This window comes from Halopseudomonas xiamenensis (genome assembly GCF_014219065.1).
GTDB classification, from domain to species: Bacteria; Pseudomonadota; Gammaproteobacteria; order Pseudomonadales; family Pseudomonadaceae; genus Halopseudomonas; species Halopseudomonas xiamenensis.
In genome coordinates this window covers 15,865-42,323 of the sequence record NZ_JACLGO010000027.1, presented here as the reverse complement: position 1 = coordinate 42,323, position 26,459 = coordinate 15,865, and the positions used below count along the sequence as shown (strand labels likewise).

Genomic DNA, 26,459 nt, shown 5'->3' with positions numbered 1-26,459 from the left:
GCCGGCGTCAGCCAGCGGCAAGGAAACGTTGTTCCCGCACGAAGCGGGTGATGCCCGCCCGGTCGAGATAGTGCAGCACCTGGATGGTCAGGTTGCGTCCGATACCGGAAGCATCCCGGTATTCGGCGGCAGTGAAACTACCAGAGCAGGAGCCCGCCGCCAAGCGTTGCGCCACCGCCACCAGCCCATCGATCTGGGACGGCAGATAATAGCGGTTCGGTGCTACCGCGATCAGCTCACCCGCACGCTGCATGCGCTGAAGAAACGCCTGGAGCTGCTCCAGTTCCATCTCCAGCGCCTGGCTTAGCTCACCGATAATCGGCGGACGCAACCCGCCAGCCAGCAACAGTTCGCTGACCCTGGCGAGCAGCATCTGGTCTTCCTCCAGCAACTGCTGTCGGTGCCCCGGCAGGTGCCAGGCCCAGACCTGGCGCTGCAGCCGACCATCGCGCAACCATCGGCTCAGCAGACAGCTGCTCAGCTCCGACGGCAATTGCAGACCAGCGGCCAGCTTCAGCTCGCCCTCGCCCGGCCCCAACTGCTCGGGGTGCGCTGCATGCCAGGCGCCAAGCCAGGCAAACACGCTGGCCCAGGCCGCCTCCAGCCGCTCTGGCAGCAGAGCCCAGGCCTGACGTTGCCCGCACAGGACTTCGCAATCATTGATGGTGTCGAGCAGTGCCTGCAATTCGGCTTCGGTCAGGTTGAAGCGCTGGGCGAAGCCACCCAACTCCACCGGTTGCCAGCGCATGGCCGCCATCAACGCCTGCCGTGCAGTCGCCGCCTGCTGCCAGTCCCGTAGCAGCGCCAGGCGCTGCGCCTTGCCACGCCCGCGCCGCAGCCCCTGCGGGTCAAGCACCCGTCCACCGCCAAGCGTGGTATTGACCGCCGGGTCGCGGATGATGAAGCGCTCCCCCCATACCGCCTGCACCGGGCGCTGCAGCATCAACTGCGCCAGCGCCGGTCGGCCCTCCTCCAGCACCACTACCCGCACCGGATGCACCGCCGTACCCAGGTGCAACTGCAGCAGGCCGCGATGCCAGCGGCTGCCCTCCAGTTGCACCAGCTCCACATCCAGCCTATCGGAGCTGTCGAACGCCACTGCCGTCAGCCAATCCCCCCGGCGCGGATGTTCCTCGGTAACGCCCACCAGATTCACGGCACAGCGTTGCCCAACTGCCACCTGTGGCGCTTCCCGACCCGCTATCTGCAGGCTGCGCACGCGTAGCTCAAGCCCGTCGGCCAGCAAGCGCTGCCCCACCTGCAGGCTGCCGCTGACCAGGGTGCCGGTTACCACGCAGCCAGCTCCCGCCACGCTGAAGCGGCGATCGACCATCAGCCGCGCATGGCCGCCAGGGGTACGCAGACGGTGATCCCGGGCCAGCCCGAGCAGGTACTCCTGGAGCAGCTGTATGCCTTCGCCAGTGACAGCCGATACGCAGAATACCGGCGGCTCATCCCAGCCCTGCGGTGCCAGTAACTCATGCAGTTCATCCCGTACCAACGCCACCCTCGCCGGCTCCGCCAGATCACAACGACTGAGGACAATGACCAACCGCTCCACCCCGAGCAGCCGCAGTACACTCAGGTGCTCGCGGGTCTGGGGCATCACCCCGTCATCCGCCGCCGCCACCAGCAACGCGGCGTCCACGGCGGCGACGCCGGCCAGCATAGTGGCCATGAAGCGCTCATGCCCCGGTACGTCGACGAAGCCCAGCGCCTGCCCCTCGTCAGTGAAGACCCAGGCGAAGCCGAGTTCGATCGTCAGGCCACGGCGCTTTTCCTCGGCCTGCTGATCAGTGTCGATGCCGGTCAACGCCCGCACCAACGAGGTCTTGCCATGATCCACATGCCCGGCAGTGGCGATGATCACACCCCAGCCTCCCATTGCGCCCGCAGCGCCGCAGGCTGCTCCACGCAGCGACAATCGAGCAGCAGGCTGTCATCGGTAATGCGCCCTATCACCGGCTGCGGCAGGCTACGCAAACGCTCGGCAAGCTCACGCAGATGGCGGCTGCGCTCACGCTTGTTGGGGCTGTTGCTGCGCAGTCGCAATGCGGCGCTGGGCAACAGCTCCAGCGGTAGCGAACCGGAGCCGATCTGGCTGCTGACCTCATGCACATCCACCTGGACAGCGCTACCAGCCCATGCCGCCAGCGCCGGTAGCAAAGCCTCAGCGGTACGGCGGATATCCTCGGCGCTGCGCGTGAGCAGGCGCAGGGTCGGAACCTTCTGCACGAGGGTGTCGGGGTCGGCATACAGGCGCAATACCGCCTCCAGGGCGGCCAGGGTCATCTTGTCGCAGCGCAGCGCCCGCTTGAGCGGGCTCTTGCGTATGCGCGCCACCAGATCCGCCCGGCCGGCAATGATGCCGGCCTGGGGACCGCCAAGCAGCTTGTCGCCGCTGAAGGTGACGATATCCACGCCCTGTTCCAGTACCCGGCCCACCACCGGCTCGGCGGGCAGACCGAGCGCCTGCATGTCGATCAGCGAACCACTGCCCAGATCCACCACCAGCGGCAACTGGTGTTCACGAGCGATATCCGCCAACTGCGCCTCGCTCAGCGCCTTGGTGAAACCCTGGATACTGAAATTGCTGGTGTGGGCTTTGAGCAGCAGTGCAGTGCGCGGACCAATGGCCTGGACATAATCCTGGGCGTGGGTACGGTTGGTCGCCCCCACCTCACGCAGTTTGCACCCGGCGCGGGCCATGATGTCGGGCAGGCGGAAGGAGCCACCAATCTCGATCAGCTCACCCCGGGATACCACCACTTCGCGGCGCTGCGCCAGTGCATTGAGCACCAGCAATACCGCTGCGGCGTTGTTGTTGACCACGGTGGCCGCCTCGGCACCGGTCAGGCGGCAGATCCATTGCTCGACATGCTCATCACGGTCGCCACGCAGCCCGGTCTGCAGATCGAACTCGAGATTGCTCGCGCCCAGCGCTACCGCGGTCATTGCCTCGATCGCTTCCGGCGGCAGCGGTGCGCGACCCAGGTTGGTATGCAGCACGGTGCCGGTGAGGTTGTACAGCGGCCGCATGGACGGCACGAGGGTCTTCTCGACCAGTTGCTGCACTGCCTGCATGAAACTTGCCGGATCATTTGCCGTACCGTCACGCCACAATGCCAGGGCCTCGCGCAGACAACCGAGCACCAGTGTCCGGCCATGGCTGGCCACCAGTGCCTGAATCAGCGGCCAACCCAGCATGTGGTCAACCGAAGGCGGATACAGAGGGTTTGTCGGCTGTTTCATTGCTTACCTTTTGTTGTTCACACCCGGTTGCCGCAAACCCTCGGCATGCTCACTCGGCGGCATCACCCTCCTCTGCGCAGAGCAAGCGCAGGATATCCGGCAGGGCGGCATCGGCCAGGGCACGCATTTCCTCATCGGTACGATCCTGAATCGGATGCGGCACGAAGACCATTGCCGGGTCGAAACCCAGCGCCCGCGACTGCAACGCCGCAGCCTCGATGAATTCGCTGGAGGCAACTCCAACACCCGGAACCTGACGCGACTCCAGGTCTGCTATGTCATGCATACAGCACGACGTGCAAGACCCTCAGTCGGCCAGCCCTTCCACCAGCAGATCGACCTCGGCGGCCATCCGCTGCTTGAGTTCGGTCGGAGCGATCCGGGTGAAGGTCGGCTTGGCGTAACGCTTGACCTGGATACCCATGGCAGCCAGCTGTTCCTCGATACGGTCGAGGAAGACATCGCCACGCGGCTTGGATATATCCAGCAGGCCGACCACCTTGCCCTCTATCGACGTCGGCCGGGGCAGACGCGCCCGCTGGGCCGGCGCTTGCTCCGCCGTCGGGTCCAGTACCCTGTTCTCGTTCATGTGTTCACCTCACGTGTTACCGCAGACGAGCCGACCGGGCCAGACGCAGCCCAGCCGGCGATGATGGCAGAAAACAGACCGGCGGTACCGCCAGCCCGGACGATCAGCAGGCCACCAGGACGAAACTTGGGTACCTGCATGTCCTTGAAACGTTCGGGAATTCCCTCGGTAATACCCCCGGCACCGGCGACCAACTCCTTGCCGGGCGCCAGCAGCAGCCGGTCCAGTTCTTCACGCAGCCGCTGCTTGGACCAGCCTGCGTCGATAAAGACCCGCGCATGCTCGGGCGATACCACCAGCACCGCATCCCCCGCCATGGCCAGCTTGGCATGATCGACGGCGCGCAGTGACAGGGCGAAGGAGCGTGCCAGGGACTCGGGATCGCGGGATTTCTGGTCGATGATGCCCTGTACCCCCTCGCCGGGAAACAGCGTCACCGCCGAACGCCCAGCTTCTATACCCCGCTCCTGCGCCAGTGGCAGCCATTCGCTGTCCTCGGCTTCGGCAAAGCAGAAACTGTATTTGCCGGGGTTACCCAGCGTGGCACGATCGATCTCGCCGGGGCGGCCACCGCCGACATTGCGAATGATCAGCTGCAAAGCCCGGCCAATGGTGGCATTGGCGCGATTACCCTGCCCCAACGCGTTGACGCCCGAGTTCATGCCGACCGCCCTGGCTGCCGGGCCGTTGACGATAATCAGCGGGCTGCCGAACATGGTGGTGCAGATCAGCCCGTGCAGGCCGAACTCGTCGGTCAGGGCCGCCTCCAGCGCCGCCAGCAGCACCGGCATATATTCAGGTTTGCAGCCTGCCATCACCGCATTGATCGCCACCTTCTCCACCGTGCAGGGCACCAGGTCCGGCGGCATCAGGCCAACCACCTCATCCGGCTTGCGCCGGGTACCCTTGAGCATGCGCAGCACCCGCACCGGCGTCGGTGGCACCACCGGCAAGCCGTCGCTCCAGCCACGTTCGAAGCAGGCCTCGAAGGGATCATCGACGGCGGAAAAATCGATCTCGCGGGACTGCAGCCGAATATCCCCGAATGCCAGCTCCAGTTCCTCGGCAATCCCCGGCTCCAGCGTCTTCGATCCGCAGCCGGGGCGCATCACCGGCAAGTCCTCACCCAACGCAGCCAGCCCGGATATCTGCCGCCAATCCTCCTTGTGCCAGCCGTAGGTGCGCTGCACCTCGACGCCATTCTCGACACGGATCAGCGTCGGTACGAATTCGATACCCAGGCGGTAGGAGTGTTCCAGAGTCTTGTCGTACAAGGTGCCAGGCAGGTCGGCAGCATACTCCGTGGAGTCCTGCACATAGACCGTCAGAGGCCCGGCTTGCGCGTTCAGCTCAGCGAGCAGTGGCTCGGCCAACCGGCAGGTGGGGCAATCAGCTTTGGCCACAACGATCAGGCCATCTGGCAAGGCAGTTTTCATCGGCAGCCCTTTTGCGGGTCTTATGGGTTATCGAGAGAACAGCATAAGCAGGCCGACACGGGTTGTCGAACCTGGACTGGCATCATAGGCGAGATGATTGATGGAACATTCCCCGCCTCTTTCCCAAAGGCCATTATCGAGGCATTATCGTGACCGAAACAGTCAGGCCCGCTACAGGCCTGCCGACTGGGCTTGACCGAGAAAAACAAGAATGCTCGACGCGGATGATCAGTGGGTTCGGGTTGCCGATAGCTTTACCGACGCAGCATTGAATGGGGATGGCTGGTATCAGGCCCTTGAGCTGTTCGCCCAGGCCACAGGTTCGGAAGGTGGCCAGTTGATCGGCATCGGAACCAGTATCACTACACCTTTCAACACCTGGACCATAAATCCCGAGATAGCCACCGAGTTCGATGAACTGGGCTTCTCCAGTCCCGAACTGAATCCACGGGTGCGCGCTGGCATGGCGGCCGGGACGGGGCGAGTAATAGCCGAGGCGGATTTCATTACGCCAGAGCAGATCAAAACCAACGAGCATTACAAGTGGAGCAGACACTGGGACGTTCCCTACTGCTGCTTGAGCACCTTGATCGCTGGAACGGACTCCCTGATCGGGCTGGCGGTATCACGCAGCAGCAGGGACGGGCATATCACCAACGAGCAGAAGCAGGTTTTCGCCTCCCTGGCCCCCCATGTGCGCAGCGCGGTGCGTACCCAGATGCTGCTCGAAGGCAATATCGCCAACCTGCTTACCGGCGCCATGGAGGCCATGTCTCTGGCGGCATTCGCCTGTGACCATGTGGGACAGGTAATGGCCATGACACCCCAGGCCGAGGACCTGCTCAGCAGCGGACGCTTTCTCAAGCTGCAACTCAACTGCCTGGCAGCCGAACTGCCCCAGGACAGCCTGGCGCTGGACCAAACCATCCGAGCGGCGATTGCCGGTCTGCGGCGCCCAGGCCCACCCTTGATGAAGAGCCTGTTCATTCGTTCGCTGCGGGGCGACAAGACACCCGACACCATCATCGTTGATGTGATTTCGCTGCCGGCCAGACCCTTCACCTTCAGCTTCACCCCCAGGGCACTGGTACTGGCGCGTGGCGCCAAGCGGGACGACCAGCAGCTGATTGCCGCGCTGAAGGCGGCCTTCCTGCTGACCGATGCCGAAGCACAGATCGCCATGCAACTGGCCAATGGGCAGAAGCCCGAAACCATCGCCGAGGCACGAGAAGTGTCGGTGGCAACCATTCGCAGCCAGATCAAGAGCATCTACGAAAAGATGGGCATCAACCGCCAGGGAGAGCTGGTCGCCCGGCTGCGGCCGCTGCAATAGTCCCGGCCGTGGCGGTGGAGTACCCAATCATTAGATAAATCTGTCCGATTTTTTCAACAAGGTCTTAGCCCTTAAAGAAGTTGCCATGGAAACCGAACGGCACCGGATGTGGCACCTCGAGCCGTGCCTGCTCACTCCAATTTGCCGCGTCCAGAACGATAAGAAATGATCGACCGACCTTGGCGTCCAGCACCACGGACAGAATGACGCCGTCGTCTTCGCCCTGGGCTTCGGGCCTGGGTACGAATACCGGCTCGCCTGGGTAGCAGCTCGCCTCATGCCAGGCTGTCTCCTTCCCTGTCTCGAGGTCAATCCGAATCAACGTATCCATGAATGCCGCTTTGGGGCTTGTCCCCGCTGCGTACACGTAGCGGTAAGGTTGTCCTGCACGGCGACGGTAATCAAAGCGGGGCAACTCCAGTGCGGCGTCCGCCAGTGTTTGTGATACCACCGCGTCATCGCCATCCAGGTCAACGGTGAAGCGGGTTAGCTTTCCCGCTGCCTTCGTGGGTGCCTCGGATCTGAGGTGCTCCAGATATAGCTCGTCGATCACCGAAGGATCGGGAAAGGCGATGATATCTACGCAGAGCTTCCCGTCCCGTTCGAAGGCATTGACGTGGTGAAATGCAAAGAACGGTTCTGCCCGGGCGGTTTTCATGATCTGACCAGTGTCCTTGTCGATCACATGGAACAGGGTGCCCCGCTCTGGCTCCCAGCGGTAATTTTGGATAAACGGCCGATTCCCGAGCAGGAAGCGCAAGGGGTTGGTGACCAGCGGGAACTCGGTCAGCACCAGATAACGCTCACTCATACCGAATGAGTGCATGTAGGCCGGGCGCTGCGTGTCGAGCGTGGCCACCAGTTGCGCTTGTGTTGTGCCGGCATCAATGCGGTAGAGGCGGTACTTGCTTACCCGCCCGAACTCCAACAGGTAGTTGTACTGGCACTGGCGACGCGCATCAAAGTGCGGATGGGCCGTGGTGACCTGCCCCGGTAGCGATGGCAGCAGCGTGCGGCTGTCCAGGGTGGCCAGGCTGGCCGGATCGAAGGCCACTGGCTGGGGTGTCTCCGTTAATGCCACAGTGTGGGTGCCGATCCTGCTGGTGTTGACGTTGGCGTTGTTGCCTGAACCCGCTCGCGCGACGAGCCGCAATCTCTGTAGCAGAGTCGGCAGCGGGTTGGTGGCGAACTCAGGACTGCTGGGTGCTCCGGCGGCTTTAGCCTTCAAGTAGGCATCGCTTTGCAAATAGCGATTGGAGTAGACCACACGCCCTTGCTGAAAATGGAACCGGTACAGCATCGCAAGACCGTCGAACCAGTGCTGATAAGACGCTTTGCCTACCTCAAACTGTGCCGGCCCGGTACGCAACAGGTCACCCTCAAGCCACTCAGGCACCTGGCCGCGCTGATGCAGTTCGACTTCCGTCAACTCCTGACCCAGAGTTGTGAATCCAAGCGCACTTCCGTTATTAACCATTATCGTGTCTCCCATGCATGCGTGCCGGGCGCAAGCTGATATCCGACCCGCCAGTGAAGGGCCTGCGCACTAGACCTGCGCTGAATAACGCCCACCAGACTGCCAATGGCTGAAATCCAAGCCGTACCCAGTAGTACCACGCGCTGACAGGCAAGCCGTCCACGCTCAAACCCTGCAAGGCGTTATGCACATTGGCCGGGAACACCGCAATGAAGTACACCGCCAGCAGCGCACCCGCCAGTCGCCGTAGCCTGGGCACCAACAACCCCAAACCGCCGGCGATTTCGCAGATGCCGGTCAGCGCCACAACGGTACTTGCCCAGGGCATCCAGCTTTCAATCATGGGCAGGTAGCGCTGCGGGGTGAGCAGATGGTCTGCGCCAAAAAACACCAATGCCACTGTTAGCGCCACTCTCATGCACGCGCGCCCTTCACGCAGAGAGGTCACGCCCATACGGCCAGCCAGCCAGGCGAGTCCAGTGAGAACGAGTAAAGAAAGGAAGAAAATCATGGCCGCCTCCGGTAATGTAGACACCATAAACATTGAACCTCAAAGTAGGCACCGTCAACATTGAAAACCAAAGAATCTGATTACCACCATGGCGACCTGCGCGGGGCGCTATTGAACGCAGCCCGGGAAGCCCTTGAACAGAATGGTGCAAGCGCCGTGAGTCTGCGCGAGCTGGCGCGTCGCGTCGGAGTGTCCCATGCCGCGCCCTACCGGCACTTCGACAACCGGGAGACGTTATTGATGGCGTTGGCGGCAGACGGCTTTAACGAGCTGGCCAGGCGCCTGCGCGCAGAAGAGGGAAAGGATGGCACCCTCATGGAGATGGGGCAGGCCTATATCAGCTTTGCCATTGGCAATCCGTCGCTTTACAAGCTGATGTTCAGCCCCGAACTGGACCGGAAAAAGCCCGGGCTGTTGGCTGATGCAGCCGGTGCTGCTTTCGGGCTGCTGCGGAGCCAGACTGCCACTACCGATCAGGAGCAGAGCGGCACACTCGCCGCCTGGGCCCTGGTCCATGGGTTGTCCCAGCTGCTGATCGACCGGTTGCTTCCAGAGGAGTTGATGAAGCCGGACCAGCTTGGAGCGCTGGTCGAATCCGTGCTTGGGCATCTGCACATGGTGAGTGACTGATACCGGGGAATTGCGGATAAAAAAAGGGCCGACAACAAGTGTCGGCCCTTGGAAATGGTGGAGCTAAGCGGGATCGAACCGCTGACCTCCTGCATGCCATGCAGGCGCTCTCCCAGCTGAGCTATAGCCCCGTGGTCTTGCGACCCCGACACCGAAGTGCCGGTAAAGAATGGCGTCCCCTAGGGGACTCGAACCCCTGTTACCGCCGTGAAAGGGCGGTGTCCTAGGCCACTAGACGAAGGGGACGCAAACCCTTCTCGAAACGATGCTGGTATCGTTTCATCACCTGATATGCAGTAAAGCATATCGGCTAGTGTAAAACAGGTCACCGACAAGCGATGACCAAAAAATTGGTGGAGCTATGCGGGATCGAACCGCAGACCTCCTGCATGCCATGCAGGCGCTCTCCCAGCTGAGCTATAGCCCCGTCTTCTGGACGGGGCGCATATTAGGTCCATGGCCCGAAGCTGTCAACAGAAAATTACGTAAAACAGCAACTTAAGGGCAAATTACTGGGCGCTGGCAAAATCGGCCAGCAGCTTTTCCCAGGCCTTGACCTCCTTCTTCGACGCCCCGCCCAGCAATTCCAGGGCCTGGCGCAGACGGAAGCGGGTCAGGTCCGGCCCCAGGTGCGCCATGGCGTCGAGTACCGAGACCGAACTGGCCTGGCCGGTGATGGCCACGAACAACAGCGGCATCAGGTCGCGCAGCTTGAGCTGCATGCCTTCGGCCACCTGCTGGATGTTGGCGGTGATGCCATCCTTGTCCCACTGGCGCAGCGCTTCCAGCTTCCACAGCAGCAGCTGCAATACCTGGCGCACCTCGTCCTGGGACAGCTTCTTGTGCGCAAACTGGGCCACGTCCAGGTGGACCCGGCCGGTCAGGAAGAACCCGGCCAGCGGTACCAGTTCGCTGAAGGTTTCCACCCGGCTCTGCACCAGTGGCACCAGCGGTCGCAGGTAGTTGCTGTTGAGTGCCCATTGCTGCACCGCGTCGACAAAGGCTTGCTCCGGCAGGTCACGAATCCACTGCCCGTTCAGCCAGGCGAGTTTTTCCACATCGAAAATCGGCCCCCCCAGGGACACGCGCTGGATATCGAAGTGCTCGACCATCTCGGCCAGGGAAAACTTCTCGCGCTCGTCCGGCATCGACCAGCCCATGCGCCCCAGGTAGTTGAGCAGCGCCTGCGGCAGGTAGCCCATGCGCTGGTAGAAGATGATACTGGTCGGGTTCTTGCGCTTGGACAGCTTGCTCTTGTCCGGGTTGCGCAGCAGCGGCATATGGCACAGCTGCGGCATGTCCCAGCCGAAGTAGCGGTACAGCAGGATGTGCTTGGGCGCCGAGTTGATCCACTCCTCGCCGCGCAGCACATGGGTGATCTGCATCAGGTGGTCATCCACCACGTTGGCCAGGTGGTAGGTAGGCAGGCCATCGGCTTTCATCAGCACCTGCATGTCGACCTGCTCCCAGGGGATCTCGATCTCGCCGCGCAGCATGTCCTGCACCTTGCACACGCCGACATCAGGCACCTTCATGCGCACCACATGGGGTTCACCAGCGGCAACGCGCTGGGTCACTTCCGCCTCGCTCAGATGCAGGCAGTGACCGTCATAGCCGGGTGTCTGCTTGTTGGCCATCTGCTCGGCACGCAGTTGGTCCAGGCGCTCGGCGCTGCAGAAGCAGCGGAACGCATGGCCCTTGGCGATCAGCTGTTCGCTGTGCTCATGGTAGATCGCGCTGCGCTCGCTCTGCCGATAGGGGCCATGGGGGCCGCCGACATCCGGGCCCTCGTCCCAGTCCAGCCCCAGCCAGCGAAGCGAGTCGAGGATCTGCTGTTCCGATTCGGCACTGGAGCGCACCTGATCGGTATCCTCGATGCGCAGAATGAACTTGCCGCCATGCTGGCGGGCGAAGCACTGGTTGAACAGGGCAATATAGGCGGTGCCTACATGGGGATCTCCGGTGGGGGACGGAGCAATACGGGTACGCACGGTCATGGAATATCTCGATAACAGCGGCCCCAGCGGGCCAGTAAGTAGCTCAGGTAGAAGGCAATTTTACCAGTGGATCATCATGCTCCTCCACCCCGACATTCAGCCGCTCACGCAGCTGCTCAATCATGTAGTCGATAAAGGCCTTCACCTTCATCGCCTGGAAGCGCCGGGACGGATACAGCGCATAGAGTTCGGTGGAGGGCAACACGCAGTGTTCCAGCACACGACTCAACAGGCCCTGCTCGACAAAGGGCTCGGCAATGAACGCCGGTACATTGATCACCCCGGCGCCGGCCAGGGCCGCCTCCCGGGCAAAGGTGATGTTGTTGATGGTCAGCACCGGGCTGATTGCGACGCTGACCGCCGGCTCCAGGAAATGCCATTTGCGCCCGTCATCCATCAGCGTATGGATGCAGCGGTGCTGCAGCAGGTCTTCCGGCCGCTGCGGCACACCATGCTCGGCCAGATAGGCGGGACTGGCGAACAGCTGCCGCGGGCTGTGCATCATCGATCGCGCCACCAGGCTCGAGTCCTGCGGCCGGCCGCGGTGGATGACGATGTCCACCCCCTCCTCGACCGGATCGACCACCCGGGTGGTCAACTCGACCTCGACCTGAATCGCCGGATACAGCCGCATGAAATCGCCCACCACGCCACCGAGAAACAGCTGGCCGAACTCGATCGGCGAGCTGATGCGCAGCAGGCCGGTAGGCTCGCGCTGCAACTGCATGATAGCCTGCTCGGCCTCGGCGAACTCCTGCATGATCTGCCGGCAACGCTCGTAGTAGGCCTGCCCCACCTCGGTCAGGCGCAGCTTGCGCGTGGTGCGGTTGAGCAGGCGCACGCCAAGACGCTCCTCCAACTGCGCGATACGACGGCTGACGGTGGATTTCTGCATGCCCAACGTCAGCGCGGCACTGGTAAAACTATGACACTCCACGACCCGGGTGAATATCAGGGCGTCGTCCAATCCCATCACACTGTTCCTGTAATGCAACAAAGTTTCCAGATTCTAGCGCCATTGGGCCAGCGCGGAACAGTGGTAGAGTGGCGCATACAATACAAAAAGGGGTAAAGCATGTCGGCCCGGGTCCGCACTCGTCTGTTCGTTTTCCTGCTTCTGGTAGCCCTGGTCATCGCCGCCTTCCTCAGCCACTGGTGGTTGATCGGTCGGCATTACGAAAAGACGGACAACGCCTATGTGCACGGCGACATCACCCGCGTCAGCAGCCAGCTCGCCGCGCAGATCACCGAGGTACTGGTCACCGACAACCAGAGCGTGGAAGCCGGGGATCTGCTGGTACGCCTGGACGACCGGGACTTCAGCACCGCACTGGCGCAGACCCGTGCCAACCTGGCGACCCGCGAGGCCGAACACCTGCAGGCCCGCGCCCAGCTGGTGCGCCAGGGCAGCCTGATCGAAGCGGCCCGCGCCGCCGTCGAGGCGCGCAAGGCCGAGCAACGCCGTATCGAGCTGGATATCAAGCGCATCCTGCCGCTGCGCCAGTCCGGCTACGCCTCCGAGGAACAACTGAGCAACTTTCGCGCCCAGCTGGATGTGGCCAAGGCCCAGGTGCGCGGCGCCGAGGCCGAGCTGCAGACCCAGGTCTTGAGCAAGGATACCCTGGGCGCGGATATCGACCGGCTGGCCGCCCTGATCCAGGCGGCACAGAGCGAGGTGGCCAAGGCCGAACTGGACCTGTCGCGCAGCGAGATCCGCGCGCCCGTGCCAGGGCGGGTCGGCCAGCGCAGCGTGCGCATCGGCATGAACGTACAGCCCGGCGATCATCTGCTGGCCATAGTGCCCGGCAGGGATCTGTGGGTGCAGGCCAACTTCAAGGAAACCCAGATCAAGCGCATGCGCCAGGGCCAGAGCACCACCCTGCTCTTCGACGCCTTCGACGACCAGCCGGTGCAGGGCACCATCGACAGCCTGTTCCCCGCCTCCGGCGCGCAGTTCAGCCTGTTGCCACCGGACAATGCCACCGGCAACTTCACCAAGGTGGTGCAGCGGATTCCGGTGAAAATCCGCATCGACAACGATCATCCGCTGAGCCAGAAGGTGCGCCCGGGCATGTCGGTGAGCGTCAAGGTCGACCTGCGTGACTGAAACGGCACAAGCGCAGTACATCCCGCCTCCGACCCGCCGTGACTGGATTGCCATTCTCAGCGCCATTCTCGGCGCCTTCATGGCGATCCTGGACATCCAGATCATCAACTCGTCGTTGAAGGATATCCAGGGCGCGCTGTCGGCCACCATCGAGGAAGGCTCCTGGATCTCCACCTCCTACCTGGTCGCCGAGATCATCATCATTCCGCTGGCCGCCTGGCTGGCCATGATCCTCTCACCGCGGCGCTTCGCGGTGAGCATCTCGGCCCTGTTCGTGATGGCTTCGCTGCTCTGCTCGATGGCCTGGAACCTGGAAAGCATGATCGTCTTCCGGGTGCTGCAGGGCCTGGCCGGGGGTGCGCTGATTCCCTTCGCCTTCTCGCTGGTGCTGACCAAGCTGCCGCTGAATGTACGCCCCAAGGGCATGGCGCTGTTCGCCATCACCGCTACCTTCGCCCCCTCCATCGGCCCTACCCTCGGCGGCTGGCTGACCGAGAACTACGGCTGGGAATATATCTTCTACATCAACATCGTCCCCGGCGCCCTGATGACCTTCGGCCTGCTGTATGGCCTGGACAAGAGCGAGCCGCGTTGGGAGCTGCTGAAAAAGGGTGACTACGCCGGCATCCTGACCATGGCCATCGGTCTGGGCTGCCTGCAGGTATTCCTCGAAGAGGGCCACCGCGAGGACTGGCTGGAATCATCCTGGATGGTGACGCTGGCCAGCCTCGCCTTCGTCAGCCTGGTGTGTTTCGTGATCCTGCAATTGTCACGCGACAACCACCTGGTCAACCTGCGTCTGCTCAAGCAGCGCAACTTCCTGCTCGGCAGCCTGGCCAATATCGGCCTGGGCGTGGGGCTGTACGGCACCATCTTCATCCTGCCGCTGTACCTGGCGCAGATCCAGGGCTACAACGCACTGCAGATCGGCCAGGTGATCATGTGGATGGGCCTGCCCCAGCTGTTGCTGATCCCCCTGGTGCCGATCCTGATGCGCTTTGTCGACGCGCGGCTGATCTGCGCCAGCGGCCTTGCGCTGTTCGGCCTGGGCAGCTTCCTCACCGGCTCGCTCAACCTGGATTTTGCCGGTGACCAGCTGATCGGCATCCAGATTCTGCGGGCCTGCGGCCAGCCCATGATCATGGTGCCGCTGTCGATCATCGCCACCGCCATGATCCCGCCCTCCCAGGCAGGCTCCGCCTCCAGCCTGTACAACATCCTGCGCAACCTGGGTGGCGCCATCGGCATCGCCGCCCTGGCCACCATCCTCGACAGCCGCGCGGCGTACTATTTCGACATCCTGCGCAGCCATGTCAGTGTCGGCAACGCCGCCGCCACCGAGCGGCTGCAACTGCTCGGTGAACAACTGGGCAGCGCCGAAGCGGCCCTGCGCATGCTCGACACGCAGGTACGCCAGCAGGCGCAGATCATGGCCTACAACGATGCCTTCCACATGATCGGCATCATGCTCGCCTGCTCGGTGGTATGCATCCTCCTGACCCGCCCGCTGCCGAAGGCGCCGGGGCAGACTTGACCGACCTATCCACCCAGCAGCCCCGGATGGCGTAGCGCAGGCGCGCTACATCCCAACCTCGCGCCCGTGTCGAGCGCCCGCTCGACGACTCTGGTGTTCCCCCGTTTGAACCGGTAGCATCGAACACGTAAAAAATATCAAACAAGGTGCGCAGCATGAACCATACGCCCTACCCGCCTTCCTACTACGCCGCCTCCGCCATGCCAACGCCGGAACGCCCACCCCTGCAGGGTGCCCATGAAACCGATGTGTGCGTGATCGGCGCCGGCTATACCGGTATCTCCACGGCGCTGTTCCTGCTCGAACATGGCTTCCGGGTTACCGTACTGGAAGCGGCCAAGGTCGGCTTTGGCGCCTCGGGACGCAACGGTGGGCAGATCGTCAACAGCTACAGCCGGGACCTGGACGTAATCGAGAAGCAGGTCGGACCGCAACAGGCACGACTGCTGGGCGAAATGGCCTTCGAGGGTGGGCGCATCATACGCGAGCGGGTCCAGCGTTACGCCATCGACTGCGACCTCAAGGACGGCGGCGTATTCGCCGCACTGAATCACCGGCAACTCGCCCACCTTGAACAGCAGAAGCAGCTCTGGGAACGCTACGGGCATACCCAACTGCAACTGCTCGATGCCCAGGCGATCCGCGGCGTGGTGGACACCGAACGCTATATCGGCGGCATGCTGGACATGAGCGGCGGGCATATCCACCCGCTCAACCTGGTACTCGGTGAGGCCGCGGCGGTGGAGTCCCTGGGCGGCATCATTTATGAGCAATCGGCAGTGCTGCGGGTGCAGCAGGGCCCAACACCTGTTGTTTATACCGAACAAGGCCAGGTCAGTGCGCGCTTCATCGTGGTGGCCGGCAACGCCTATCTGGGCGACCTGCTGCCACCGCTGGCGGCCAAATCCATGCCCTGCGGCACCCAGGTAATCGCCACCGAGCCGCTGGAGCCGGAACTGGCCCAGCGACTGCTACCGCAGGATTATTGCGTCGAGGACTGCAACTACCTGCTCGACTACTATCGGCTGTCCGCCGACAGGCGCCTGATCTTCGGTGGCGGCGTGGTCTATGGCGCACGCGATCCGGCCAACATCGAGGCGATGATCCGGCCGAACCTGGTGCGCACCTTTCCCCAGCTGAGCGGGGTGAAGTTCGACTATGCCTGGACCGGCAACTTCCTGCTGACCCTGTCGCGTCTGCCGCAGATGGGCCGGCTGGGCAGCAATATCTTCTATTCGCAGGGCTGCAGCGGCCATGGCGTGACCTATACGCACGTCGCCGGCAAGGTGCTCGCCGAGGCCATTCGCGGGCAGGCCGAGCGCTTCGATGCCTTCGCCGAGCTACCTCACTATCCCTTCCCTGGCGGCAGGCTGCTGCGGGTGCCCATGACCGCCCTGGGCGCCTGGTACTACCAGTTGCGCGATCGCCTGGGCTGGTAGCCCGGGTGACAATGACAGGAACCGGCCCCGGCTTTGCGTGTCACAAGAAGTGTCGATAAGCAGCAAAAAACCAAAGCCCCCGACTCGAAACAAGGAGTAGTCCCATGAACCATACATCCACTGCCCGGCGCTATGTATCCATCCTCATGGCCGCACTATTCATGCTCACCAGCATGGCCAGCCTGCACGCCCAGGCCACCCAGGCTGCAATGGTTGGTACCCATGAGGTGATAGCGCAGGAACAACTGAGTGTCGATCGTGACCAGCTCAAGGCGATGCTGGATGATGAAGCGGTGCAGGACAAGCTGGCCAGCATGGGCGTCGCTCCCGAGCAGGTTGAACAACGCATCAACAGCCTGACCGCAGAAGAACTGGCCTACTTCAACAGCCAGCTGGATGAAGCCCCGGCCGGTGCCGGCGTGCTCGGTGTCATCGTGCTGTTCCTGGTGATCTTCATCATCACCGACATGCTCTGCGCCACCAACATCTTCCGCTTCGTCAACTGTATCAACCGCTAAGCAGTGCCTGCCTTGTTGCGGCTTGCCGCCCTGCTCGGACTGACAGCCCTGCTGTCAGCCTGCGCCGGGCGCGCTCCGGTGCTGCCCGAGCCATCCACCCTGAGCCACCTGCCCGAGCGGGTCATCCTCGACGAGGTGCCTTTCCACGCCCAGGACGCCTACCAGTGCGGCCCTGCCTCGCTGGCCATGGTCCTCAATCACCGCGATGTGGCCGCCACGCCGGATGCCCTGAAGGACCGCATCTACCTGCCTGAACGCAAGGGCACCCTGCAGGTGGAAATGGTCTCGGCCGCCCGCGAGCGCGACCTGCTGGTCTACCCGCTGGAAAGAAAGCTGGAGGCGATTCTCGCCGAGGTGAACGCCGGCAACCCGGTGCTGGTCATGCAGAACCTGGCCTTCGACTGGTATCCACAATGGCATTACGCGGTGGTCATCGGCTATGACCTGCCGGCGCAGGAGATGATCCTGCACAGCGGCCTGAACCAGGCCCAGCGCGAGCCATTCACAGTGTTCATGCGCACCTGGCAACGCGCCGACCGCTGGGCCAGGGTGGTATTGCCACCGGGCCAGTTACCGGCCACCGCCCAGCCACTGAGCTATCTCAAGGCAGCCAGCGACCTGGAGCAGACCGGCCGCCTGGACAGCGCCCTGCGCGCCTACCAGAGCGCCACAGAGCAGTGGCCGGAACAGCCGGCGGCGCGCCTGGGTCTGGGCAATACCTATTGGGCAAAAAATGAACGCCAGACCGCCCTCGAGCAGTTCCAGCAACTGGTCAATGACTTCCCCGACTTCCAGCCGGGCTGGACCAATCTGGCGACCGGCCTGGACATGCTCGGCTGCAGCAAACAGGCCCAGGCCGCCCGCCAGTGCAGCGAGCAAGCGGACAAGCCAGCTGCCTGCAACACCCTCGGCACCACCCCGCCCCACTCCTGCAGCAGTGCCACCCAGAAGCAATGAACATCTGCCGCCCCAGGGTTGTCGAACGCCCGCTCGACGACAGGTTCCAGCATCATCCAGAGCCGGCGTAGCGCAGGCGCGCTACACCCCGAAAAGCACACCGGAGACTCTGATGCCACCCCAGGGTTGTCGAGCGCCCGCTCGACGACAGGCTCCAGCATCATCCGGAGCAGGCGTGGCGCAGGCGCGCCACACCCCGAAAAGCACACCGGAAACTCTGATAGCCCGGAGCGGTTACACCCGCCCGGTCATCTTCGCTACCAACTGATGCTCGGCCGGCAGCAGGCTGCTGACGCTGCTGCGTGCGGTAACCCGGCTGAGTAGCGAGGACAGGCCAGGCCAGGTCATTTCATCGATCAGCTCGCCGGCATGGGCCAGGTTGATCAACTGGCAGCACACCGCGATATCGGCCATGCTGAAATGCTCGCCCAGGAAATAGCGCTGATCGCCAAGCTGGGTTTCCAGGTAATCGAACAGCGGTGGCAGCCCCACCTCCAGTGCCTGCTGGATGGCGGCTTCGTCACAGGACTCGCCCATAACCGGCCGGACAATGCGGTTGCGAAATACCACCAGGGTCGCCAGCGCACCCAGCTCGTAATCGGCATACTTCTCCAGCCAGCGTACCCGTGCGGCCTGCTGTGGAGTCTCACCGTACAACGCCGCCCCACCCCGCGTATCCTGCAGGTACTGGCCAATGACACTGGAATCGGCCAGGCCGAGATCCCCATCGCGCAGCGCCGGAATACGCCCCAGCGGGCTGATCTCGTAGTACCAGTCGGGCTGGTTGAACGGCGGCTGGGTCACCAGCTCATGGGCGATCTGCTGCTCGGCCAGCTGAATACGGATCTTGCGGACGAAGGGCGAGAGAATCGCCCCGTAGAGGATCAGGGACATGCGACGGGCTCCAGATTGAGAAGTCAGTCATCGTACAACGCTTTCTTCTTCCATGCTTGGTCATCCTCCTCCAGCGCCTGCACTCCCTCGCTCAATGCCGTGCCGGCCTGTTCCATATGCAGCGCGGCCTGCTCCGCCTGCAGCATCAACTGGCGGAACACCGCGACCTGGCTGACGCCGGCGGGATGCTGCTGCTTGGCCAGGTAGGCCAGTGCCCGTTCATACTGCAGCTTGGCGACACGCGGCTTGCCGGCCTGCATCGCCTGGTTGGCCAGCGCCTGGTACATGCTCAGGGTGGTCTGCAGCAGGTGCTGGCCCAGTTCCTGGTTCCAGCGCTGGAATACCGCATCATCGATACTACCTTCGCGCCGCGCCTGCTCCAGCAGACGGAGCAGGTCACCCAACTGCTGCCGGGCCACCTGCGCACTGGCCTCGTTACCGATCACCAGCGGCGCATTGTCGATACGCGGCTCGCCCTTGCCCAGTTGCTCGCGCACCTCGGCCAGCTGGCTGGCATAACGTGCCTGCTTGCCATCCTGCTTGAGCAGGCGCTCCAGTAGACTGGCTTCGAGCTGCAACAGCAGCATCTTCAGCTCGGCGGACATGAACTGGCCCGGCAACCCTGCGCTGATGCCGTTGCAATGGTTCCAGCGCGCCTGCAACTCGGCTACCGCCCGGGCGCGCTGCAGACGCGAACGCTCCACGGCCTGGCTGAGAAAGCCGATACCGATCACTATCGCCAGACCGCCGACAACCAGGATCGCAATAAGCATGGGGGACACGGGAAACTCTCCATCGGCAAGAATGTATGTCGTTATGCCATATTAGCGATGGCGACACAATGAACCCGCTTACAACACAGTGGAGTAGCAGGATGATCGAGATCGGATTGGTAATCTACCCCGGTGCGCAGCAGGCTGCCATCCTCGGACTGACTGACCTGTTCACGGTCGCGAACCAGTTCGTGGCCCAGCACACGGAGGCCGCAGAGCCGGTCTTGCGGGTAACCCACTGGCAACAGGAAAAAGCGGGACACGCCCCCGATTGCGTATTCGACAGTTACCCCGGCACACCCCCGGGAACGCTCGCGGCACTGGTCCTCCCACCCAGCCTGAACGAGCCGATCGGAGTGGATGCAGCTGCCCCGCTGGCAGCCTGGCTGCGCGAGCGCCATGCCCAGGGAGTGGTACTGACCTCGGTATGCGCAGGCGCCTTCCTGCTGGCGGCCACCGGCCTGCTGGCGGGCCGGCGAATGACTACCCACTGGTCGCATGCCGAGTTGCTGCAGCAGCGCTTTGCCGAGGTGGCCGTGGATGCCGATCAATTGCTCATCGACGACGGGGATATCATCACCGCCGGTGGCCTCATGGCCTGGACCGACCTGGGCCTGCGGCTGGTGGATCGCCTGCTCGGCCCGTCGGCCATGATCGGCACCGCGCGCATGCTACTGGTCGATCCGGCCGGCCGCGAGCAGCGCCACTACACGGTTTTCTCCCCGCGCCTGACCCATGGGGATACGGCCGTACTCAAGGTGCAGCATTGGCTACAGGCGACCTAGGCACAGGACGTATCGCTGGTGACGCTCGCAGCGCAAGCCGGGCTGGAGCAACGTACCTTCCTGCGCCGCTTCCAGAAGGCCACCGGCCTCACCACCACCGAATATTGTCAGCGCCTGCGGACAGGCAGGGCGCGGGAGCTGTTGCAGTTCGGCAACGCATCAATCGACCGGGTGGCCTGGGAAGTCGGCTACAGCGATCCCAGCGCATTCAGGAAAGTCTTCACGCGCATCGTGGGGCTATCGCCGAGCGAATACCGGCGCCGCTTCAGCGCAGGGCAGCAACCCACCTACTGATCGCCGGGATTAGCGGCGCTTGCCGACCAACGGGCGCCAATGTCGATATTGACCCCGATATTGTCGATAGCGCCACTCCCCCTTCCCCCGTTTGCGGGCGACCATATCGGCTCGCCTTCGCCATGAACCAGGAGACAGAAACCATGAAAAAACGCGGCCTGATCGTTGTCGATCTGCAGAACGAATACCTGCCCACCGGCAAACTGCCGCTATCGGGCATCGAGGCAGCGGCGGCCAATGCCGCCCGAGTGATCGAGGATGCCCGCAACAAAGGCATTCCGGTATTCCATATCCGCCACGAATTCACCAATGGGGAAGCACCGGTATTTGTGCCGGGGACGGATGGCGTTGAGATCCAGCCAGCTGTCGCACCGGCAGCCGGCGAAGCGGTCATCGTCAAGAATCACATCAACTCGTTCCGCGGCACGGACCTCAAGCAGCAACTCGATGCCCAGGGAGTCGAGGAAGTCGTGGTGGTCGGTGCCATGAGTCATATGTGCATCGATGCCGTGGTACGCGCCGCAGCCGACATGGAATACCCGGTAACGGTGCTGCATGATGCCTGCGCCACCCTCGACCTCGCCTTCAACGGCGTGAACGTGCCCGCCGCCCAGGTACACGCGGCGATGATGGCGGCTTTCGAGTTCGGCTACGGTACGGTGAAGTCCACAGAGGACTATCTCTCGGCCTGATCGGCAAAGGTGTACTGAGCTGGGCGCAGAGCCGTTGACGGAGCGTCAGCCATGCAGGCCACGGAATTCGGGGCGCACGAAAAAAACCTGAAAAAAGATTGGCTTGAGGGGTTGACGCTTCCCAGGACCATGCCTAAAATGCGCGCCACTTGCAGCGAACAACGCAACACGAAGTAAGCGGCAAGTAGCCAGGGTTAACACCTCGGCACTGTGAAGTCCGGATATGTCCCCTTCGTCTAGTGGCCTAGGACACCGCCCTTTCACGGCGGTAACAGGGGTTCGAGTCCCCTAGGGGACGCCACTTCGGCGTCAGATTTGCGGGAATAGCTCAGTTGGTAGAGCGCAACCTTGCCAAGGTTGAGGTCGCGAGTTCGAGCCTCGTTTCCCGCTCCAAATAAACAAAAAGCCCAGACTTCGGTCTGGGCTTTTTGTTTTTCGCATTTTGCGCATACTGTTTGCAACCGCCGAGCCAATATCCTAGCCTGACGCTCAGTCCACCTCTCTGCCGTCCGTGGCATCCTGCTCCCTCAACACACGCGTCCCCGCCCTGCCCTGCAAGATCGCCAGTGCATCCTCCAATCTGCCAATACCACTGATCCCACCCCCTTCGGCGAACTCGATGGCGGCTCTCATCTTGGGGCCCATGGAGCCGGCAGGCAGGTCGAGGGCACGCGCCTGCTCCAGGCTCAGGCTTGGTATCGCTGCGGCGCTGTCCGAACCGAAATCCCGGTACACCGCATCGACATCCGTCAACAGCAACAGGGCATCGGCCTTGAGTTCGCGCGCCAGCAAGGCGCTGGCGGCATCCTTGTCGATCACCGCCTCGACCCCCAACGTACTGCCATCCTCCAGCCGCACTACCGGTATCCCGCCTCCGCCCGCGCAGATGACGATCACCCCCTGGTCCAGCAGCAGCCTGATCACCCGCATATCCGGAATTTCCAGTGGCCGCGGCGAGGGTACTACCCTGCGCCATCTGTCGCCGTCGGCGGCGATATGCCAGCCGGCGGCCCGGGCTCGGTCTTCGGCCTCAGCCCGCTGGTACACCGGCCCGACGAACTTGGTCGGGTTGGCGAACGCCGGGTCATGCCGGTCCACCACCACCTGGGTCAGCAAGGTTGCCACCGGTCGGTCGTGCTCCAGGGCATTTTCCAGTTCCTGTTCGATGATGTAGCCGATCATCCCTTCGGTTTCCGCCCCCAGCACATCCAGGGGATAGGCCTCATCCGGCCTGTAGCTGGCTCCCTGCAGGGCCAGCAACCCCACTTGCGGTCCATTGCCGTGGGTGACCACCAGATCATGACCGGCACGCACCAGGGCGGCCAGGGATTGGGCGGCTATCCGCACATTGGCGCGCTGGACGCTGGCGGTCAGCGGTTCACCGCGCTTCAACAGGGCATTACCGCCCAGGGCAACGACGATCAGCATGTCAGCCTCCCAGGGTGGCGACGAGTACCGCCTTGATGGTGTGCATGCGGTTTTCCGCCTGATCGAAGACGATGCTGGCCGGGCCCTCGAACACCTCCTCGGTGACCTCCATGGCATCGATTCCGAACTTCTGCTGGATCTCTCTGCCGATGCTGGTTTCGGTATTGTGAAAGGCGGGCAGACAGTGCATGAAGCGCACCCGCGGGTTACCGGTCAGGGCCATCAGCTCGGCATTGACTTGGTAGGGCAACAGCAGTTTGATCCGCTGCGCCCACTTTTCCTCGGGCTCACCCATGGACAGCCAGACATCGGTATAGACGAAATCCACCCCGGCAACAGCGCTGTCGATATCCTCGGTGATCATGATGCGGGCGCCGCTGGTCTCGGCGATCCGTTGCGCTTCCTGCCGGACGGCCTCGCTCGGCCAGCAGGCCCTGGGGGCACAGAGACGCACGTCCATGCCCATCTTGGCGCCGCCAATCAGCAGGCTGTCGCCCATGTTGTTGGCGGCATCGCCGATAAACACATAGGCCACTTCACGCAGCGGCTTGTCCACATGCTCCTGCATGGTGAGCAGATCGGCGAGTACCTGGGTGGGGTGGAATTCATCGGTCAGGCCGTTGTAGACCGGTACACCCGCATATTGCGCCAACTCCTCGACCACCGCCTGGCCGAAGCCGCGATATTCGATGGCGTCATATACCCGGCCAAGGACCCTGGCGGTGTCCTTGACCGATTCCTTGTGGCCGATATGCGTTCCGCTGGGCCCCAGATAGGTGACCCGTGCGCCCTGATCGAAGGCTGCCACCTCGAACCCGACCCGGGTGCGGGTGGAATCCTTCTCGAAGATCAGCGCTATATCCTTGCCCCGCAGCAGCGGCACTTCGGTGCCCGCATACTTGGCTGCCTTCAGGTCGCTGGCCAGCTTGAGCAGAAAACTGATTTCACGCGGCGTGAAGTCCCGCAGGGTGAGAAAGTGTCGATTCTTCAGATTGAAAGCCATCTTCGTACCTTCCCGTCAGATCGCATCCCGGATGGTCGGGCAGCTCATGCAACGACCACCACCTCGGCCCCGGCCCAGTTCGGCGCCGGGTATTTTCAGCACTTCGATACCCGCCATTTCCAGCGCCGCGTTGGTGTCGTCGTTACGATCATAGCCAATCACCACGCCCGGGCTCAGCGCCAGTACGTTGTTGCCATCATTCCACTGTTCACGTTCGCGCTCTGCGGGGGTATCCCCGCCGGTAGGCACCACGACCAGGGAATCATAGCCGAGCACGTCAGCCACCACGTCGAACAACGGACGCGGGTCCTGGCGGAACGACAGGTGCTTGCCGCCGGTGCCGGGGCGCAGGTCGTAACAGACCATCTGATCGGCCACTTCCTTGAAGGTGGTTACCACATTGCCGCCACAGAAGGTGAAGACGGTATCCAGATGCATGGCGGAGCGGGTCTTGGGAATCTGGCAGGCAACCACACGATCGACGGTGCCGCGCTGGAACAGAGCATTGGCCAGTTGCCCGATCGCCTGAGGCGATGAGCGCTCGCCCATGCCCACCAGCACCGCCCCGTTGCCGACCGGCATGATGTCGCCACCTTCCAGCGTGGCCAGGGCGTGGTCCCTGAGCGGGTCCCCCCAGAGCACGTCAACCTTGCCGGCAAACAGTGGATGGAAGCGATAGACCGTGGCCATCAGCAGGGTTTCAGGCTTGCGTGCGCTCCAGTACATGGGGTTCAGGGTGACGCCATCGTAAATCCAGGCGCTGTTGTCGCGGGTGAAAAGGAAGTTCGGCAGCGGTGGCAGGACGAAGCCGGACGGCCCCAGGTGGTTACCGAACAGGCCAGTTGGATTGAACGGCAGGTCACTCACCTGCAATCCGCCGATGAGAAATTCCGCCAGGGTCTGACCCGGCAACTCATCCATCCAGGCCCGCAGGTCGGAGACCATACCGACACCGATATGGTCCCAGGTGATCCGTCGATCGAGCAGCCAGCTGCGCGCTTCGTCGATATCCAGGGTGTCGGCCAGCAGCTGATTGACGTCGAGCACCTCCACGCCACGCGCCCGCATCAGCTCGGCGAACACATCATGGTCCTTCTGCGCCTGCTTGACCCAGAATACGTCATCGAACAACAGCGCATCGCAATTGGTCGGCGTCAGTCGGCGATGGGCCAGGCCGGGGCGGCAGACGATGACCTGCCGCAGGATACCGGTTTCGGAGTGAACGCCAAGAGCATGTTCAGTCATGATGAATCCTCTGTTGCCAGTGGGTTACAGGAAGGCTCCAATGCTGATCACCAGTGTGATGAACAGCGTCAGTATCAGTAGCAGCGGCCAGATGAACACCAGCCAGCGATCATAGGAGACGCGGCCTATGGCCAGACCACCGACGACCACGGCAAAGGTCGGGTTGATCAGGTTGACCAGGCCGTTGGCCGATTGATAGGCAGTCACCACCAGGTCGCGGCTGACATCGGCAAAGTCCGCCAACGGCGCCAGGATCGGCATCGACAGTACCGCGAGACCGGATGAGGATGGCACGAAGAAGCTCATGCCCACCTCGATCCAGAACATCAGGTTGATGAACGCCAGTTCCGACAGGTCGCCCAGGGTGGTTTCGGCGCCATGCAGGATCGAGTCGGCGATCATCCCCTGCTCCATGATGACCACGATGCCCCGCGCCAGCCCCACCACCAGGGCCACTCCCAGCAGATCGCGGGCGCCGTCGACGAAGCTGCCGGTCAGCCTCTTCTCGCCGAGCCGGGCAACCAGGCCGACCACGATCGCAGCTCCGAGGAACAGCGCCCCCATCTTGTCCATCCACCAGTCCTGGGAGGACACGCCCCAGATCATGACCACGAAGGTCACCGCGAAGATCAGCAGCACCAGTTTCTGCGTCAGGCTCAGGGCGATGTCGCCATGCTCAGCCTCCACCTGCAGAAATAGCTTGCGATGGGCTTCACGCTGCCTGGCCACGACCGAACGCGCGGGGTCTGCCTTGACCCGCCGGGCATAACGCATCACATAGGCCGCGCAGATGACCAGCCCGCCAATCAGCAGCACCAGCCGCAGCAGCATGCCATCGGTAAAGGGAATATCCGCAGCATTGGAGGCGATGACGGTGGCGAACGGGTTGATGGTCGAGCCCAGCACGCCGATACCGGCACCGATCAGAATCACCGCCACCCCGGTCACCGCATCGTAGCCCGCTGCGATCATGATCGGCACCAGAATGGCATAGAAGGCCAGCGTTTCCTCGGCCATGCCATAGGTCGTGCCGCCGAGGGCGAACAGCGTCATCAGGATCGGGATCATCCAGATCTCTCGCCCTTCCAGGCGCTGCATGACGCTGCGGATACCGGTATCGATTGCCCCGGTGGCATTCACCACACCGAGAAAGCCACCCAGGAACAGGACGAACAACGCCACATCGATGGCATTGGCAACGTAGCTGTCGGGGTCGTAGAAGCCGGTCGTAGGCGCCAGCATGATGTCAGTGAAGCCCTGCGGGTTGGCTTCGACTACCTGATAGGTTCCCGGTACGGCTACTTCGCGCCCGATCTCCTCGTTCATGCTGCGCTCGTACTGACCCGCCGGAATGATCCAGGTCAGTGCAGCCACCAGAACTATCAGCAACAACAGGATGGTGTAGGCCGTGGGGAACCGGGTCGCCAGATCATCTTCCGGATTCTGCGCGGCCTTGTTTTCTTCAGTCATAGCAGTCTCTCCTGCCCTCGGGCCTCGCGCAGGCTACGAAGCCGGGGGGATGCATGCCAGTCAGTTCAGAAACCTGCCTTCATCGCTCCAGCAGA

Annotated in this window: 24 protein-coding genes and 5 tRNA genes; 12 read left to right on the top strand and 17 right to left on the bottom strand. The window is 62.9% G+C overall.

What is annotated here, in order from left to right; all coding sequences use genetic code 11:
• Positions 1–7 precede the first annotated feature (7 nt).
• From selB to H6X51_RS16040, 4 genes are read right to left on the bottom strand one after another with little or no spacing between them, the layout of a single operon-like run.
• On the bottom strand, positions 8–1,870 hold the full coding sequence (gene selB / locus H6X51_RS16060) for a selenocysteine-specific translation elongation factor (protein WP_185268483.1): 1,863 nt from the start codon (positions 1,868–1,870) through the stop codon (positions 8–10).
• Positions 1,867–3,252 (bottom strand): L-seryl-tRNA(Sec) selenium transferase, encoded by a 1,386-nt coding sequence (gene selA, locus H6X51_RS16055; RefSeq protein WP_185268482.1) that lies wholly within the window; start codon positions 3,250–3,252, stop codon positions 1,867–1,869. Before selA ends, selB begins: the two co-directional genes overlap by 4 nt.
• A gap of 49 nt (positions 3,253–3,301) precedes the next feature.
• Positions 3,302–3,841, bottom strand: a complete 540-nt coding sequence (locus H6X51_RS20375; protein ID WP_328795705.1) for a UGSC family (seleno)protein — start codon at positions 3,839–3,841, stop codon at positions 3,302–3,304.
• A complete protein-coding gene (locus H6X51_RS16040) occupies positions 3,838–5,277 on the bottom strand; it encodes a thioredoxin family protein (protein WP_185268479.1) in 1,440 nt (479 codons plus the stop codon). The genes H6X51_RS20375 and H6X51_RS16040 overlap by 4 nt, the downstream gene beginning before the upstream one ends.
• A 211-nt stretch (positions 5,278–5,488) precedes the next feature.
• On the opposite strand from H6X51_RS16040, the gene H6X51_RS16035 reads away from it, so the two are divergent.
• Positions 5,489–6,610, top strand: a complete 1,122-nt coding sequence (locus H6X51_RS16035) for a helix-turn-helix transcriptional regulator (protein ID WP_185268478.1) — start codon at positions 5,489–5,491, stop codon at positions 6,608–6,610.
• Positions 6,611–6,674: 64 nt separating this feature from the next.
• Here the strand turns inward: H6X51_RS16035 and H6X51_RS16030 are convergent, their stop codons facing one another.
• Both H6X51_RS16030 and H6X51_RS16025 read right to left on the bottom strand, forming a co-directional pair.
• Positions 6,675–8,087: a carotenoid oxygenase family protein gene (locus H6X51_RS16030; protein WP_185268477.1), complete on the bottom strand. Its 1,413-nt coding sequence runs from the start codon at positions 8,085–8,087 to the stop codon at positions 6,675–6,677.
• Positions 8,080–8,598: a DoxX family protein gene (locus H6X51_RS16025; protein WP_185268476.1), complete on the bottom strand. Its 519-nt coding sequence runs from the start codon at positions 8,596–8,598 to the stop codon at positions 8,080–8,082. Before H6X51_RS16025 ends, H6X51_RS16030 begins: the two co-directional genes overlap by 8 nt.
• Positions 8,599–8,658: 60 nt before the next feature.
• Here H6X51_RS16025 and H6X51_RS16020 point away from each other — a divergent pair, with 60 nt between their 5' ends.
• Positions 8,659–9,228, top strand: coding sequence for a TetR/AcrR family transcriptional regulator (locus H6X51_RS16020; RefSeq protein WP_185268475.1), 570 nt, complete (start codon positions 8,659–8,661; stop codon positions 9,226–9,228).
• Positions 9,229–9,283: 55 nt separating this feature from the next.
• Here H6X51_RS16020 and H6X51_RS16015 read toward each other — a convergent pair.
• The 5 genes from H6X51_RS16015 to H6X51_RS15995 all read right to left on the bottom strand — a co-directional run bounded on the left by H6X51_RS16015 (position 9,284) and on the right by H6X51_RS15995 (position 12,198).
• A tRNA-Ala gene (locus H6X51_RS16015) sits at positions 9,284–9,359 on the bottom strand.
• Between the two features lie 39 nt (positions 9,360–9,398).
• Positions 9,399–9,474: transfer RNA gene (locus tag H6X51_RS16010), tRNA-Glu, on the bottom strand.
• A gap of 105 nt (positions 9,475–9,579) precedes the next feature.
• A tRNA-Ala gene (locus H6X51_RS16005) sits at positions 9,580–9,655 on the bottom strand.
• Positions 9,656–9,737: 82 nt separating this feature from the next.
• The gene (gene gltX, locus H6X51_RS16000) at positions 9,738–11,225 is read right to left on the bottom strand and encodes a glutamate--tRNA ligase (protein WP_185268474.1); all 1,488 of its coding nucleotides are present in this window, start codon (positions 11,223–11,225) and stop codon (positions 9,738–9,740) included.
• Positions 11,226–11,268: 43 nt separating this feature from the next.
• Positions 11,269–12,198, bottom strand: a complete 930-nt coding sequence (locus H6X51_RS15995; RefSeq protein ID WP_185268473.1) for a LysR family transcriptional regulator — start codon at positions 12,196–12,198, stop codon at positions 11,269–11,271.
• Between the two features lie 102 nt (positions 12,199–12,300).
• Here H6X51_RS15995 and H6X51_RS15990 point away from each other — a divergent pair, with 102 nt between their 5' ends.
• From H6X51_RS15990 to H6X51_RS15970, 5 genes are all read left to right on the top strand, one after another.
• Complete coding sequence (locus H6X51_RS15990) at positions 12,301–13,332, top strand: HlyD family secretion protein (RefSeq protein WP_185268472.1); 1,032 nt, start codon at positions 12,301–12,303, stop codon at positions 13,330–13,332.
• Positions 13,325–14,866, top strand: a complete 1,542-nt coding sequence (locus tag H6X51_RS15985; protein ID WP_185268471.1) for an MDR family MFS transporter — start codon at positions 13,325–13,327, stop codon at positions 14,864–14,866. Before H6X51_RS15990 ends, H6X51_RS15985 begins: the two co-directional genes overlap by 8 nt.
• Before the next feature lie 155 nt (positions 14,867–15,021).
• A complete protein-coding gene (locus H6X51_RS15980; protein WP_185268470.1) occupies positions 15,022–16,305 on the top strand; it encodes an NAD(P)/FAD-dependent oxidoreductase in 1,284 nt (427 codons plus the stop codon).
• Positions 16,306–16,409: 104 nt separating this feature from the next.
• On the top strand, positions 16,410–16,823 hold the full coding sequence (locus H6X51_RS15975; protein WP_185268469.1) for a PA2779 family protein: 414 nt from the start codon (positions 16,410–16,412) through the stop codon (positions 16,821–16,823).
• Between the two features lie 3 nt (positions 16,824–16,826).
• Complete coding sequence (locus H6X51_RS15970) at positions 16,827–17,780, top strand: PA2778 family cysteine peptidase (protein WP_407925979.1); 954 nt, start codon at positions 16,827–16,829, stop codon at positions 17,778–17,780.
• 234 nt (positions 17,781–18,014) lie between these two features.
• On the opposite strand, the gene H6X51_RS15965 is transcribed toward H6X51_RS15970, so the two are convergent.
• Both H6X51_RS15965 and H6X51_RS15960 read right to left on the bottom strand, forming a co-directional pair.
• Positions 18,015–18,674 carry a glutathione S-transferase family protein gene (locus tag H6X51_RS15965; RefSeq protein WP_185268467.1) on the bottom strand — a complete coding sequence of 220 codons (660 nt, stop codon included), beginning with the start codon at positions 18,672–18,674 and terminating at the stop codon, positions 18,015–18,017.
• 23 nt (positions 18,675–18,697) lie between these two features.
• Entirely contained in the window at positions 18,698–19,456 is a 759-nt protein-coding gene (locus H6X51_RS15960) for a hypothetical protein (protein ID WP_185268466.1), read from the bottom strand.
• A gap of 92 nt (positions 19,457–19,548) precedes the next feature.
• Here H6X51_RS15960 and H6X51_RS15955 point away from each other — a divergent pair, with 92 nt between their 5' ends.
• The 5 genes from H6X51_RS15955 to H6X51_RS15940 all read left to right on the top strand — a co-directional run bounded on the left by H6X51_RS15955 (position 19,549) and on the right by H6X51_RS15940 (position 21,611).
• The gene (locus H6X51_RS15955; protein WP_328795701.1) at positions 19,549–20,232 is read left to right on the top strand and encodes a GlxA family transcriptional regulator; all 684 of its coding nucleotides are present in this window, start codon (positions 19,549–19,551) and stop codon (positions 20,230–20,232) included.
• A gap of 18 nt (positions 20,233–20,250) precedes the next feature.
• Positions 20,251–20,526 carry a helix-turn-helix domain-containing protein gene (locus H6X51_RS20370; protein WP_328795700.1) on the top strand — a complete coding sequence of 92 codons (276 nt, stop codon included), beginning with the start codon at positions 20,251–20,253 and terminating at the stop codon, positions 20,524–20,526.
• Positions 20,527–20,669: 143 nt separating this feature from the next.
• Complete coding sequence (locus H6X51_RS15950) at positions 20,670–21,218, top strand: cysteine hydrolase family protein (protein WP_185268465.1); 549 nt, start codon at positions 20,670–20,672, stop codon at positions 21,216–21,218.
• Between the two features lie 225 nt (positions 21,219–21,443).
• A tRNA-Glu gene (locus tag H6X51_RS15945) sits at positions 21,444–21,519 on the top strand.
• A gap of 16 nt (positions 21,520–21,535) precedes the next feature.
• Positions 21,536–21,611 (top strand) — tRNA-Gly (locus tag H6X51_RS15940).
• A 96-nt stretch (positions 21,612–21,707) separates the two neighbouring features.
• Here H6X51_RS15940 and arcC read toward each other — a convergent pair.
• The 4 genes from arcC to H6X51_RS15920 are packed head-to-tail and all read right to left on the bottom strand — an operon-like array spanning position 21,708 to position 26,364.
• Complete coding sequence (arcC, locus tag H6X51_RS15935; protein WP_185268464.1) at positions 21,708–22,646, bottom strand: carbamate kinase; 939 nt, start codon at positions 22,644–22,646, stop codon at positions 21,708–21,710.
• A 1-nt stretch (position 22,647) separates the two neighbouring features.
• Positions 22,648–23,649, bottom strand: a complete 1,002-nt coding sequence (locus H6X51_RS15930) for an ornithine carbamoyltransferase (RefSeq protein WP_185268463.1) — start codon at positions 23,647–23,649, stop codon at positions 22,648–22,650.
• A 15-nt stretch (positions 23,650–23,664) separates the two neighbouring features.
• Positions 23,665–24,894: an arginine deiminase gene (locus H6X51_RS15925; protein ID WP_185268462.1), complete on the bottom strand. Its 1,230-nt coding sequence runs from the start codon at positions 24,892–24,894 to the stop codon at positions 23,665–23,667.
• Positions 24,895–24,918: 24 nt separating this feature from the next.
• Positions 24,919–26,364, bottom strand: a complete 1,446-nt coding sequence (locus tag H6X51_RS15920) for a YfcC family protein (RefSeq protein ID WP_185268461.1) — start codon at positions 26,362–26,364, stop codon at positions 24,919–24,921.
• Between the last annotated feature and the right edge of the window lie 95 nt (positions 26,365–26,459).